This window comes from Neorhizobium galegae, assembly GCF_021391675.1.
Lineage (GTDB): Bacteria > Pseudomonadota > Alphaproteobacteria > Rhizobiales > Rhizobiaceae > Neorhizobium > Neorhizobium galegae_B.
Genome location: NZ_CP090095.1, coordinates 4,207,143 through 4,220,671 on the forward strand (window position 1 = coordinate 4,207,143; position 13,529 = coordinate 4,220,671).

At 62.6% G+C, this 13,529-nt stretch carries 12 protein-coding genes; all 12 read right to left on the bottom strand.

Annotated elements, in window-relative coordinates:
• Positions 1-3: 3 nt before the first annotated feature.
• The 12 genes from LZK81_RS20740 to LZK81_RS20795 all read right to left on the bottom strand — a co-directional run bounded on the left by LZK81_RS20740 (position 4) and on the right by LZK81_RS20795 (position 13,515).
• The gene (locus LZK81_RS20740) at positions 4-363 is read right to left on the bottom strand and encodes a formate dehydrogenase subunit delta (protein ID WP_233954521.1); all 360 of its coding nucleotides are present in this window, start codon (positions 361-363) and stop codon (positions 4-6) included.
• Positions 353-1,180 carry a formate dehydrogenase accessory sulfurtransferase FdhD gene (gene fdhD / locus LZK81_RS20745; protein ID WP_233954522.1) on the bottom strand — a complete coding sequence of 276 codons (828 nt, stop codon included), beginning with the start codon at positions 1,178-1,180 and terminating at the stop codon, positions 353-355. The genes LZK81_RS20740 and fdhD overlap by 11 nt, the downstream gene beginning before the upstream one ends.
• A gap of 244 nt (positions 1,181-1,424) precedes the next feature.
• Positions 1,425-4,304 (bottom strand): formate dehydrogenase subunit alpha, encoded by a 2,880-nt coding sequence (gene fdhF / locus LZK81_RS20750; protein WP_233954523.1) that lies wholly within the window; start codon positions 4,302-4,304, stop codon positions 1,425-1,427.
• 249 nt (positions 4,305-4,553) lie between these two features.
• Positions 4,554-6,110: a formate dehydrogenase beta subunit gene (locus LZK81_RS20755; protein ID WP_233954524.1), complete on the bottom strand. Its 1,557-nt coding sequence runs from the start codon at positions 6,108-6,110 to the stop codon at positions 4,554-4,556.
• Positions 6,107-6,586, bottom strand: coding sequence for a formate dehydrogenase subunit gamma (locus LZK81_RS20760; RefSeq protein WP_046610626.1), 480 nt, complete (start codon positions 6,584-6,586; stop codon positions 6,107-6,109). Before LZK81_RS20760 ends, LZK81_RS20755 begins: the two co-directional genes overlap by 4 nt.
• Before the next feature lie 179 nt (positions 6,587-6,765).
• Positions 6,766-7,659 (bottom strand): LysR family transcriptional regulator, encoded by an 894-nt coding sequence (locus LZK81_RS20765; RefSeq protein WP_046605277.1) that lies wholly within the window; start codon positions 7,657-7,659, stop codon positions 6,766-6,768.
• Between the two features lie 159 nt (positions 7,660-7,818).
• Positions 7,819-8,226 carry a F0F1 ATP synthase subunit epsilon gene (locus LZK81_RS20770; protein WP_233954525.1) on the bottom strand — a complete coding sequence of 136 codons (408 nt, stop codon included), beginning with the start codon at positions 8,224-8,226 and terminating at the stop codon, positions 7,819-7,821.
• Positions 8,227-8,397: 171 nt separating this feature from the next.
• Entirely contained in the window at positions 8,398-9,828 is a 1,431-nt protein-coding gene (gene atpD, locus LZK81_RS20775; RefSeq protein WP_046605275.1) for a F0F1 ATP synthase subunit beta, read from the bottom strand.
• A 23-nt stretch (positions 9,829-9,851) separates the two neighbouring features.
• Complete coding sequence (locus tag LZK81_RS20780; RefSeq protein WP_046665062.1) at positions 9,852-10,730, bottom strand: F0F1 ATP synthase subunit gamma; 879 nt, start codon at positions 10,728-10,730, stop codon at positions 9,852-9,854.
• Positions 10,731-10,760: 30 nt separating this feature from the next.
• Positions 10,761-12,290 carry a F0F1 ATP synthase subunit alpha gene (gene atpA, locus LZK81_RS20785; RefSeq protein ID WP_046605273.1) on the bottom strand — a complete coding sequence of 510 codons (1,530 nt, stop codon included), beginning with the start codon at positions 12,288-12,290 and terminating at the stop codon, positions 10,761-10,763.
• Positions 12,290-12,856 carry a F0F1 ATP synthase subunit delta gene (locus tag LZK81_RS20790; RefSeq protein WP_233954526.1) on the bottom strand — a complete coding sequence of 189 codons (567 nt, stop codon included), beginning with the start codon at positions 12,854-12,856 and terminating at the stop codon, positions 12,290-12,292. Before LZK81_RS20790 ends, atpA begins: the two co-directional genes overlap by 1 nt.
• A gap of 260 nt (positions 12,857-13,116) precedes the next feature.
• A complete protein-coding gene (locus LZK81_RS20795; protein ID WP_233954527.1) occupies positions 13,117-13,515 on the bottom strand; it encodes a DUF4345 domain-containing protein in 399 nt (132 codons plus the stop codon).
• Between the last annotated feature and the right edge of the window lie 14 nt (positions 13,516-13,529).

Below are 13,529 nucleotides of genomic sequence, written 5' to 3' on the forward strand. Positions count from 1 at the left end.
AATTCATGCGGCGCTCTCCGGAATGCTTGGTTCGGAAAACGATTCTCCTTCGGCGGGCCCCTTGCCGCCCGGCGCACCTTCCGTCGCATCCTGGCCGACCCCGACGCCCGATCCGACCTTGGCCTCCGGCCGGCGGATCAGCGTCGAAGCCTCGACGACGAGCGGCAGCAGCCCTGCCCCGCCATTGTCGAGATGCTCGAAAAGGTGCCTGCGCATGCGGGGCTCCCAGAACTTGTTGATATGCGTCGCGACGCCCTCGGCGCGCACCTTTTCCGGCTGCGACAGGAAGAAGGTGGCGATCTGGTTGGCCATCCGGACCAGTTTGTCGAGCACCAGTTGCTCGGGGCTTTGGTCATGCGACATCGGCGACAACTCCAGTGGTTATGCGATCGGTCCGCGTAAAAATCTCGAAATCCTCGCCGCGCGTCAGCGCGATCAGCGTCATGCCCGCCGCTTCCGCCGTGCGGATGGCAAGTGCGGTGGGGGCGGAAATGGCGATCAGCACCGGGCTTCCAAGGATAGCCGTCTTCTGCACCATCTCGACCGAGATGCGGCTGGTGACGACCACGACGCCGGCCGAACCCTTGATGCCCTCGCGGGTGACCGCTCCGGCAAGCTTGTCGAGCGCATTGTGGCGTCCGACATCCTCGCGGACGGCAACCAGCCCCTTGCCTGGTACGACGAAGCCGGCGCCGTGAACCGCATGGGTTTGCCGATGCAGCGGCTGCGCACTGTTGAGTGCCACGACAGCTTCACTCACCTCTTTGGCGCTGAGCGCCATCGTCACTGCGGAAACATCCGGCACCGGACGCATGGCCTGCTCGATCGATTCAATACCGCAAAGCCCGCAGCCGACCGGCCCTGCCATATGCCGCCGACGGGCGCGTAGCGCGTCTTCCTTATCCTCGAGAAGCGTCACCTGGACGTCGAGACCGGCACCTTCCTCGACAACGGAAATGCTCTCGATCTCCCCCATCGACGTTATGATGCCTTCCGTGAGGCTGAAGCCGACCGCGAAATCCTCAAGATCCGCCGGAGAGGCCATCATCACGGCATGGGTCGACCCACCATAGGAAAAAGCGATCGGCACCTCCTCCGGCACCACCCGCGAACCGGCGCGGGTCACGCCGTTACGGCGCGCGATCTCGGGGGCGGTGGCGGTGGTGCTGAATAAGGTCATCGGCAATTGGAGCCAGCCGGCCCCCCTCTGCCCTGCCGGGCATCTCCCCCACAAGGGGGGAGATCGGCAAGACGCGAAGCGTTGCCCAACCCAAAACCTTGAGATTGCCGAGCTCTACTCTCTGCCGGCCCCCTGCTCCTACACAGATGAGAGAGGGACCACCGAGCACGCATCCTTCGATCTCCCCCCTTGTGGGGGAGATGCCCGGCAGGGCAGAGGGGGGTGGACTGAGCGCCGACAGACACTATTCCGCAGCCTCCAGCTTCCCCGTAATCCGTCGAGACCGCCGCGACAGTTCGTCATAGTCGCTCTGCCACTCGGTCGGGCCGTTGGAGGGAGACACCTGCACCGCCGTCACCTTGTATTCCGGGCAGTTGGTCGCCCAGTCGGAGAAGTCGGTGGTGATGACATTCGCTTGCGTGTTCGGATGATGGAAGGTCGTGTAGACCACGCCCGGCGCCACCCGATCGGTGATCAGCGCCCGCAGCGTCGTATCGCCCGAACGGCTGGCGAGCTTGATCCAGTCGCCTTCCTTGATGCCGCGCTGTTCGGCATCGTGCGGATGGATCTCCAGCCGGTCTTCCGCATGCCAGGTGACGTTCTCGGTCCGCCGCGTCTGGGCACCGACATTGTACTGGGACAGGATGCGGCCGGTGGTGAGCAGCAGCGGAAAGCGCGGACCGGTGCGCTCGTCGGTCGCCACATATTCGGTGCGGATGAACTTGCCCTTGCCGCGCACGAAACCGTCGGTATGCATGATCGGCGAACCGACCGGATGCGCCTCGTTACACGGCCACTGAACCGAGCCCATCTTGTCGAGATAGTCGTAGGAAACCAGCGCGAAGCTCGGCGTGCTGACGGCGATCTCGTCCATGATCTGCGATGGATGGGTATAGTTCCAGGCAAGCCCCATAGCCTGCGCCAGCTTCTGGGTGACTTCCCAGTCGCCATAACCGTTCTTCGGGCTCATCACCTTGCGCACGCGGTTGATGCGGCGTTCCGCGTTGGTGAACGTGCCGTCTTTTTCGAGGAAGGTCGAACCCGGCAGGAAGACATGCGCGTAATTGGCGGTCTCGTTCAAAAAGAGGTCGTGAACGACGACACATTCCATCGCGGCAAGACCGGCCGAGACATGCTTGGTGTCCGGGTCGGACTGGAGGATATCCTCGCCCTGGATGTAGATGCCCTTGAACGTGCCTTCGACGGCCGCATCCAGCATGTTCGGGATGCGCAGGCCCGGCTCGTTGTTGAGCGTCACACCCCAGAGCTTTTCGAAAATGTCGCGGGTGGCATCGTCGGAAATGTGGCGATAGCCCGGCAGTTCGTGCGGGAACGAACCCATGTCGCAGGCGCCTTGGACATTGTTCTGGCCGCGCAGCGGATTGACGCCGACACCCGGGCGACCGAGATTGCCGGTGACCATGGCAAGGTTGGCAATCGCCATGACGGTCGTCGAACCCTGGCTGTGCTCGGTGACGCCGAGGCCGTAATAGATCGCGCCATTGCCGCCCTTGGCGTAAAGCCGGGCCGCGCCGCGAACGAGATCCGCCGGCACGCCGGTATATTTCTCGGTCGCCTCCGGGCTGTGTGCGTCTTCCGAAACGAAACCGGCCCAGTCCTCGAACTCGGACCAGTCGCAACGCTCGCGGATGAACTTTTCGTCGAACAGGCCTTCCGTGACGATGACATGGGCGAGTGCGGTCAGCACGGCCACGTTGGTGCCGGGCTGCAGCGGCAGATGATAGTCCGCCTCCACATGCGGCGTGCGGACGAGATCGATGCGGCGCGGATCGATGACGATCAGCTTGGCGCCTTGGCGCAGCCGCTTCTTGAGGCGCGAGCCGAACACCGGATGGCCATCGGTCGGGTTGGCGCCGATGACGATGACGACGTCGGTATGTTCGACCGAATCGAAGTTCTGCGTGCCGGCAGACGTGCCGAAGGCCTGGCCAAGGCCGTAACCGGTCGGCGAATGGCAGACGCGGGCGCAGGTATCGACATTGTTGTTGCCGAAACCGGCGCGGATCAGCTTCTGGACGAGGAAGGTCTCCTCGTTGGTGCAGCGCGACGAGGTGATGCCGCCGATCGAATCCCGACCGTACTGGTACTGGATGCGTCGAAACTCGGAAGCCACGTGCGAAAAGGCCTCGTCCCAGGTCACTTCCCGCCAAGGATCGGAGATCTTCTCGCGGATCATCGGGTTGAGGATGCGATCCTTGTGGGTCGCATAACCGTAAGCGAAGCGGCCCTTGACGCAGGAATGGCCACGGTTCGCCTGGCCGTCCTTCCACGGCACCATGCGCACGAGTTCCTCGCCGCGCATTTCCGCCTTGAAGGAGCAGCCGACACCGCAATAGGCGCAGGTCGTCACTTCCGAATGTTCCGGCTGGCCGATGGCGATGACCGACTTTTCGGTGAGCGTCGCCGTCGGGCAAGCCTGCACGCAGGCGCCGCAGGATACGCATTCGGAATCGAGGAAAAGCTCGTGGGCACCGGGCGAGACCCGGCTGCCGAAGCCACGGCCCTCGATCGTCAGCGCGAACGTGCCCTGCACTTCCTCGCAGGCGCGAACGCAACGGGAGCAGACGATGCATTTCGACGGATCATAGGTGAAGTAGGGGTTCGACTCGTCCTTCGGCATCCACTTGGCGTTGATTGCGCCATCGTTGCGAGCCTTGACGTGGTTGTCGCCCTCATAGCCGTAACGCACGTCGCGAAGGCCCACGGCACCCGCCATGTCCTGCAATTCGCAGTCCCCGTTGGCGGCGCAGGTGAGACAGTCGAGCGGATGGTCGGAGATATAGAGTTCCATCACGCCGCGGCGGATGTCCTTCAGCCGCCCGGTCTGGGTGTGGACGACCATGCCCGGCATGACCGGCGTGGTGCACGAGGCCGGCGTTCCGTTGCGGCCTTCGATCTCCACGAGACAGAGGCGGCAGGACCCGAAGGCGTCGACCATGTCGGTGGCGCAGAGTTTCGGAACCTTGATACCGGCTTCCATCGAAGCGCGCATGATCGACGTGCCTTCCGGCACGGTAATGGCGCGACCGTCGATGGTGAGGGTCACCTGAGCTTCGGAGCGCGAGGCCGGTGTGCCGTAGTCGACTTCATGAACGAGGGACATTGTGTGTCTCCTTGCTGGAAAAAGTAAACGCGGGAGCAAGATCGCCCCCCTCTGGCCTGCCGGCCATCTCCCCCACAGGTGGGGAGATTACAAGCGGCATGGCCGTCGCTTCAGAAGGACCGAAGCGGAGGATGAGACGTGGAACGGAAAGCGGTGAGCGCGCGCCCAGCCGATCTCCCCACCCGTGGGGGAGATGGCCGGCAGGCCAGAGGGGGGCGGCTTGCGCCGAAGCAAAGATAGGGGCGTCCATCACTCAGCCGCCTCCACCATTGGTGCCGGAGAAAAATCCTCCGGGAAATGGTTCATCGCGCTCATGACGGGATAGGGCGTAAACCCGCCGAGCGCGCAGAGCGAACCGAACTTCATCGTGTTGCACAGGTCTGCCAGCAGCGCCTTGTTCTTCTCCGGCTCGATCCCTTGAGCGATCTTGTCGGCCGTTTCGACGCCGCGCGTCGAGCCGATCCGGCAGGGCGTGCACTTGCCGCAGCTTTCGATGGCGCAGAATTCCATCGCGAACCGCGCCTGCTTCAGCATGTCGGCACTATCGTCGAACACGGTGATGCCGGCATGGCCGATCAGCCCGTCCCGGGCTGCGAAGGCTTCGTAGTCGAACGGCGTATCGAACAGCGCCCGCGGGAAATAGGCGCCGAGCGGCCCACCCACCTGCACTGCCTTGACCGGCCGCCCGGTCGCCGTGCCGCCGCCGATATGATCGACGATCTCGCCGAGCGACAGGCCGAAGGCCGTCTCGTAGAGGCCGCCGTATTTGACATTGCCGGCGATCTGGATCGGGATCGTGCCGCGCGAACGGCCCATGCCGAAATCGCGGTAGAAGGCGGCGCCGCGATCCATGATAACCGGCACGGAAGCGAGCGAAATGACGTTGTTGACCACGGTCGGACGGCCAAGGAAGCCCTGCAGCGCCGGCAGCGGCGGCTTGGCGCGCACGATGCCGCGCTTGCCTTCCAGCGAATTCAGCAGCGAAGTCTCCTCGCCGCAGACATAGGCGCCGGCGCCGGAGCGGATCTCCATGTCGAAGGCATGCACCGAGCCCATCACCGACGGGCCGAGAATGCCGGCGGCACGGGCGATCTCGACGGCTTGGCGCATCGTCGCGATCGCATGCGGATATTCCGAGCGGGTATAGACATAACCCTTGGTGGCGCCCGTCGCGATGCCGGCGATGATCATGCCTTCGATCAGGACGAAGGGATCGCCCTCCATGATCATCCGGTCCGCGAACGTGGCGCTGTCGCCCTCATCCGCATTGCAGACGATGTATTTCTGCGGCCCCGCCGCATCCATCACCGTCTTCCACTTGATGCCGGTCGGGAAGCCGGCGCCGCCGCGACCGCGAAGGCCGCTATCGGTCACCTGGGCGACGATCTCGGCCTGCGTCATGGCGATCGCGTTTTCAAGACCCTTGAGGCCCTGATACTGGCGATAGTCATCCAGCGAAAGCGGATCGGTGACGCCGCAACGGGAGAATGTCAGGCGCGTCTGCTGCCGTAGGAATGGGATATCGTGGGTGGGGCCGAGATGCAGAGCATGCTCTCCACCCTCCAGAAAGCCTGCATCGAACAGGCCCTTAACGTCTCCAGCCTTGACCGGCCCGTAGGCGATACGCTCATGCTCCGTGCGCACCTCGACCAGCGGCTCCAGCCAGAACATGCCGCGCGAGCCGTTGCGCACGATCTGGGCATCGAGCCCGCGGGACGCAATCTCCTCGGCAATCGCTTTCGCCACCTTCTCGGCGCCGAGCGCCAATGCAGCAGCATCACGCGGAACGAAAATCGTCACCGTCATCGGCTTAGCCCCGCAACGATGTCGCCAAGACAGTGCTCGTCGACACGGCCATAGACCTCGCCGTCGAGCATCGCGGCGGGCGCGCAGGCGCAGAGCCCCAGACAGTAGACGGCTTCCAGCGTCACCGAACCATCGAGCGTCGTCTGGTGGAAGTCGATCCCGAGAAGCTGCCGGGCGCGGTCCGCAATGCGGTCGCTGCCCATCGACTGGCAGGCTTCGGCGCGACAGAGTTTCAGCACATGCCGGCCGGCAGGGTGGTCGCGGAATTCGTGATAGAAGGTGACGACGCCATGCACCTCGGCGCGCGACAGATTGAGCTCGCTGGCAATGACCGGCTTAACCTCCTCCGGCACATAACCGAACTCCGCCTGGATCGCATGCAGGATCGGCAGCATCGGGCCTTCCAGATGCTTCAGATCCCTGATGATCTGAAGCGACCGCTCGGTGAATTCACCGGCGGAAATTCGCATATTCATAGTCTATAGCCTCCCAGCTGATCCGTTCCCGCGTCGCGGCGTCGGCGCCACATGCACATGCGGATCAGAAAGCCGACGAAGTTGTCCGACAGTCGTACTTCGCCTACTGGGGATGGAATGTCGCAACCGATGCCGCAACCGTCAATAAGGGAGATCGGTTACGCGATAGAAAAAAGCTATCAAGCCATGGCCGCAGGAGTGAGGCTGCGAGCCTCGTGAAGCAGGGCCGACACCAGCGGCGTAAACGGCTCGCGGTGTGTCGCAACCAGTCCGACGATATGCGTGGCTTCCGGATCGACGATCGGGATCGTCCTGATTTCTTTTGCAAACCCGAATGATCGCGCCACGTTGCGTGGCATAATGCTCGCCCAGCGCCCGGTCCCCACATGCGAGAGAAGCACCACCATGGAGTTCGATTCGAGCATTGGCTTCACCGTCACCCCCGCTTCCGCGAGGTGCTGGTTGATGATCCGGCGGTTCTGCATGTCCGGCGTCAATAGACAGAGCCTAAGATCAGCCATCTCCTTCCAGGTGACGCTTTCCCGGTCGGCATAGGGCGCCCCTTCGGCCGTTACCAGATTGTAGCGCTCCGCATAGAGCGGCACGCTCGTCACACGCCCCAGCGGCTCGTTGTCGAGATAGGTAATGCCCGCGTCGATCTCGAAATTGTCGAGCTGCGAAAGCACCTGCAGGGAATTGCGCGAGACGACGGAAAAGGTGACCTCCGGGTGCTTGGCCTGGAAGGGTTCCGTCAGTCTGGGGATCATCGCCAGCGCCGTCGGGATCGACGCCAGTCGGATATGGCCGACAAGGCCCTTGCGGGCGGCGCGCATTTCCTCGCGCATGGTGCGCGCGTCGCCGACAATGCGTTTTGCCCATTCGAGCACACGCTGACCCTCCGGCGTCAGGCCCTGATAGCGCGAGCCGCGCACCACCAGCTGCACGCCGAGGCTCTCCTCAAGCTGGCGGATCGCGGCCGAAAGCGAGGGCTGCGAGATGCCGCACTCCTCCGCCGCCCGGCCGAAATGGCTCTCGCGCGCCAGGGCAATGAAAAATTCCAGCTTGTCGATCATCGCGTTCCTCCGCCGACAAGGGCTAACAAGATGGCGCGGCACATACAAGCCGGCATCCGGTCACAACGATCGCCGCCGCTGAGAGCCGATATCACCCACGCCCAAAGAAAAAGGCGGCCTTTCGGACCGCCTCGATCTTTCGCAGAGAATTTTGAAGTATCAGGCCGGGACGACCACACCGTTAAGGTGGGTCAATTCCGCCAGGAACTGCTCGAGCTTCGTTTTGTGCTCGTCGTTCTGCGCGTGGTTGATTTCGGCCTGCGTCGTCTCGATCCGCTTCTGCAGCGTCGCGTGGGTCAGCTCGCTCGCCGGAACCGCGGATTCGGCAAGCAGCGTGCAGCCGGTCGGCAGGATGTCGGCGAAGCCGCCGAAAACCACGTATTTGTTGACCTGGCCGGAAGCGAGCTTCACCGAAACCACACCCGGCTTGATGGTCGTCATCGTCGGCGCGTGATTGGCAAGCACCGTCATTTCGCCAAGCGTCGCCGGGATCACCACTTCGGTGACCTTTTCCGAGACGAGCAGGCGCTCGGGCGAAACCAGTTCAAAGTTGAAAGCCTCGGCCATGAAGGTCTACTTCCTCAAAGCAATTCCAGCAAAAGTGCAAAGCGGTTTTGCGTCCGGAATCGCGAAAGACTAATTCATCGGGGCATCGAGGCAATTCTTTGCCGAGAAGCCCGCGTGTTTTATGCGGGAAAGGCGCGCCGGAGATAGTCCCGCGCGCCATCTCGTTCAGGATCAGGCGGCTTCAGCCAGCTTCTTGGCCTTTTCGACGGCTTCTTCGATCGAGCCGACCATGTAGAAGGCGGCTTCCGGAAGATGGTCGTAATCGCCGTTGACGAGGCCCTTGAAGCCCTTGATCGTGTCTTCGAGCGCGACAAGCTTGCCCGGCGAACCGGTGAAGACTTCGGCGACGAAGAACGGCTGGGACAAGAAGCGCTCGATCTTGCGGGCGCGCTGGACGGTCATCTTGTCGTCTTCGGACAGTTCGTCCATGCCGAGGATGGCGATGATGTCCTGGAGAGCCTTGTAGCGCTGCAGGGTCGACTGGACCTTGCGGGCGATGTCATAGTGCTCTTCGCCGACGACCAGCGGGTCGAGCATGCGCGAGGTGGAGTCGAGCGGGTCGACGGCCGGGTAGATGCCCTTTTCGGCGATCGAACGCGACAGAACCGTCGTTGCGTCCAGGTGGGCGAACGAGGTTGCCGGTGCCGGGTCGGTCAAGTCGTCGGCGGGAACGTAGATGGCCTGAACCGAGGTGATCGAGCCCTTGGTCGTGGTGGTGATGCGTTCCTGCATCTGGCCCATGTCGGTGGCGAGCGTCGGCTGATAACCCACGGCCGAAGGAATACGGCCGAGCAGAGCGGACACTTCCGAACCTGCCTGGGTGAAGCGGAAGATGTTGTCGACGAAGAACAGAACGTCCTGGCCCTTGTCGCGGAAGTCTTCAGCGATGGTCAGACCCGTCAGAGCGACGCGGGCGCGGGCGCCCGGCGGTTCGTTCATCTGGCCGTAAACGAGGGCCGCCTTGGAGCCTTCGCCGCCGCCATGCTTGTTGACGCCCGATTCGATCATTTCGTGGTAAAGGTCGTTGCCTTCGCGGGTACGCTCACCGACGCCTGCGAACACGGAGTAACCGCCGTGTGCCTTCGCAACGTTGTTGATGAGTTCCATGATGAGAACCGTCTTGCCGACGCCTGCACCGCCGAAGAGGCCGATCTTGCCGCCCTTTGCGTAAGGCGCGAGAAGGTCGACGACCTTGATGCCGGTAACCAGGATCTGGCCTTCGGTCGACTGCTCGACGTAGGAAGGCGCTTCCTGGTGGATGGCGCGCTTGCCGGAGGTGACCAGCGGACCGGCTTCGTCGACCGGCTCGCCGATGACGTTCATGATGCGGCCGAGCGTTTCCGGGCCGACCGGAACGGTGATCGGAGCGCCGGTATCGGTGACGTGCTGACCACGAACCAGACCTTCGGTCGAGTCCATCGCGATGGTGCGGACGGCGCTTTCGCCGAGGTGCTGCGCGACTTCGAGAACGAGGCGGTTGCCGTTGTTGTCGGTTTCAAGCGCGTTCAGGATCGCCGGCAGTTCGCCGTCGAAAGTGACGTCGACGACAGCGCCGATAACCTGGGTCACCTTGCCGAGGGACGTGCCCGTTGCGGTAGCCATGATTCTTACCCTCTTTCTTTACCTCAGAGCGCTTCCGCGCCCGAAATGATTTCGATAAGTTCCTTGGTGATCTGTGCCTGGCGCTGACGGTTGTAGGAGAGCGTCAGCTTGTTGATCATGTCACCGGCATTGCGCGTCGCGTTGTCCATCGCGGACATCTGCGCGCCATAGAAGGAAGCGTTGTTTTCGAGCAGAGCCCGGAAGATCTGGACTGCGACGTTCTTCGGCAGCAGGTCTTCGAGGATTTCCTCTTCGCTCGGCTCGTATTCGTAGAGCGCCGAGGAGGCATCCGCAGCCTGCGTCGCATCGAACTTGGCCGGGATGATCTGCGAGGCGGTCGCCACCTGCGAGATCACCGACTGGAAGCGTGCGTAGAACAGCGTCGCGATGTCGAATTCGCCGGCATTGTAGAGCGCGAGCACCTTGTGTGCCACCTCGTCGGCCTGGACGAAACCGAGCTGCTTGATTTCGCGGAACGTCACGTAGTCGACGATGTTGTCCTTGAACGTGCGGCGCAGGATGTCGTTGCCCTTGCGGCCGACGGTGATGATCTTCACCGTCTTGCCCTGGGCAAGCAGCTTCAATGCGTGATCGCGGGCGAGGCGGATGATCGAGGAGTTGAAGCCCCCGGCCAGACCGCGTTCGCCGGTCGCGACGATCAGCAGATGAACCTGGTCCTTGCCCGTGCCCGAAAGCAGCAGCGGCGCTTCCGCATTGCCGGCATTGGCGGCCGAAAGGCCGGCCAGCACCTTGGTCATGCGTTCCGCGTAAGGACGGGCGGCCTCGGCCGCCTCCTGGGCACGGCGCAGCTTCGCCGCGGCGACCATTTTCATCGCCTTGGTGATCTTCTGCGTCGCCTTGACGGAGGCGATCCGGTTTTTCAGATCCTTAAGTGAAGGCATCCGTTATCGGTCCTCGAGCTTGATCTGTTCTCAGGCGAAAGACTTGGCGTAGCTGTCGAGAGCGGCCTTCAGCTTCGCGCGCGTGTCGTCGGAAAGCTGCTTCTCGGTGCGGATCGCATCGAGGATAGCCTTGCCTTCGGAACGCAGGTACGAGAGGAAGCCCTGCTCGAACTTGCCGACCTGGGCGACCGCGATCTTGTCGAGGTAGCCGTTGACGCCGGCGAAGATCACAGCGACTTGCTCTTCCGTCTTCAGCGGCGCGAACTGCGGCTGCTTCAGGAGTTCCGTCAGGCGTGCGCCGCGGTTCAGGAGGCGCTGCGTCGAGGCGTCGAGGTCGGAGCCGAACTGGGCGAAGGCGGCCATTTCGCGATACTGGGCGAGTTCGCCCTTGATCGAGCCGGCAACCTGCTTCATCGCCTTGATCTGCGCGGCCGAGCCGACGCGGGAAACCGACAGACCGACGTTAACGGCCGGGCGGATACCCTGGTAGAACAGGTCGGTTTCAAGGAAGATCTGGCCGTCGGTGATCGAGATCACGTTGGTCGGAATGAAGGCCGAAACGTCGTTACCCTGGGTTTCGATGACCGGCAGAGCCGTCAGCGAACCATTGCCACGCTCGTCGGAGAGCTTTGCAGCGCGCTCCAGAAGGCGGGAATGCAGGTAGAAGACGTCGCCCGGATAAGCTTCGCGGCCCGGCGGGCGGCGCAGCAGCAGCGACATCTGGCGGTAGGCGACAGCCTGCTTGGAAAGGTCGTCGTAGCCGATCAGGGCATGCATGCCGTTATCGCGGAAATATTCGCCCATCGCGCAGCCGGCGAACGGTGCGAGATACTGCATCGGAGCCGGATCGGAAGCGGTCGCAGCAACGATGATCGAGTACGGCAGAGCGCCGCGCTCTTCGAGAACCTTCACGAACTGGGCAACCGTCGAGCGCTTCTGGCCGATAGCGACGTAGACGCAGAACAGCTTTTCCGAGTCCGGGCCGTTATCGTGGATGGCCTTCTGGTTGAGGATCGTGTCGAGAATGATCGCGGTCTTGCCGGTCTGGCGGTCGCCGATGACCAACTCGCGCTGGCCGCGGCCAACCGGGATGAGCGCATCGATGGCCTTGAGGCCGGTCGACATCGGCTCATGAACCGACTTGCGCGGAATGATGCCCGGAGCCTTGACGTCGACGCGCGAACGGCGGGTCGCATTGATCGGGCCCTTGCCGTCGATCGGGTTGCCGAGCGCGTCAACGACGCGGCCGAGCAGTTCCGGACCGACCGGAACGTCGACGATGGCGCCGGTCCGCTTGACGATGTCGCCTTCCTTGATCGCACGGTCGGAACCGAAGATGACGACGCCGACATTGTCGGCTTCGAGGTTCAGCGCCATGCCACGGATGCCGCCCGGGAATTCGACCATCTCGCCGGCCTGGACATTGTCCAGACCGTAGACGCGGGCAATGCCGTCGCCGACGGACAGAACCTGTCCGACTTCGGAAACTTCAGCCTCCTGGCCGAAATTCTTGATCTGGTCTTTCAGAATTGCGGAAATTTCCGCGGCGCGGATATCCATCAGCCAACCTCTTTCAGTGCAAGCTTAAGGGTGGAAAGTTTGGTGCGAAGGGAAGTATCGATCTGACGAGAACCGACCTTGACGACCAGTCCGCCGAGGATCGACGGGTCGATGGTCACGGCGATTGCCACGTCTTTGCCGGTTACGCCCTTCAGCGCCGACTTGAGTTCGTTTTCCTGCGCTTCGGAAAGCGCATGCGCCGAGGTGACCTCGGCAGTGATTTCACCACGATGCTCTGCGGCGATCTGGCGGAAGGCGCGGATCATGCCGGGCATCGCGAAAAGGCGACGATTGCCGGCAACGACCTTCAGGAAATTGGCGACGAGACCGGAAATGCCAGCCCGCTCGGCAACCGCGAGCACGGCCTTCTGCTGATCTTCGGCGGAAAATACCGGGCTTGCGACCAGGCGTCGCAGGTCTTCACTCTCATCCAGCAGCGCCTGAAAACGATCAAGATCGGCACCGACCTTGTCGATCGAACCAGCCTCGAGGGACAGTTCGAAAAGCGAGGAAGCATAACGCTCCGCTACACCGGAAATAAGCTGGGACGTGTCAGCCACGGGCACAGTTTCCCTGTATTGCCATCCAAGCGCCAGACCCTACGGGAGAGGTGAATCAAGAGCTTGAAATCGTTTGATTTTTTTCAGAACCTGCAGAGCTCGCGCCCTACCCTTTCCGACTTTCGCGGTCCGTCTAGCATAGGCTGTAAGGACTCGCAACACGCCTGATAACGGAAAAAGCCGGACACGCAAGGGCTGAGAGCGATTTTATACCGGAAGCGGCAGGATTTTCGGCAGGCAACCGCCTGCAATCTTCGAATTATGCGTCAGATATAGTCGAAGAAGTAGGCGAGCGGCCCGCCGGCGAGCACAACTTGAAGTAGGGAAAATGCCATGTTTCTGGGAGTGAAGCCTCGATCCAGGGCACAGGACAGCAACCGCCCTAGGGCCGCAAATCCGAGCGCAATGCCAAGCGTCAGGTAGATCCAGTTCTGGGCGAGCATGATCGCCGCAACACCGAAGCCCAGATGATGGGCGCCGGCGGAGCGGACCGCGGCATAACCTTCCGGCCGCACCTCGCCGATCTGGAACGCCGTCAGGCGCAGAACGACGGCGGGAAACAGGAAGACGAGAAGACCGAGCACGGCAGTGGCCGCCGCACAGACAAAAGCCACCTGCTCGCCGAGTTCAGTGGGAAAATAGAGTTCCATGTCGCCTCGCATCATTCGAATCGCCAAGA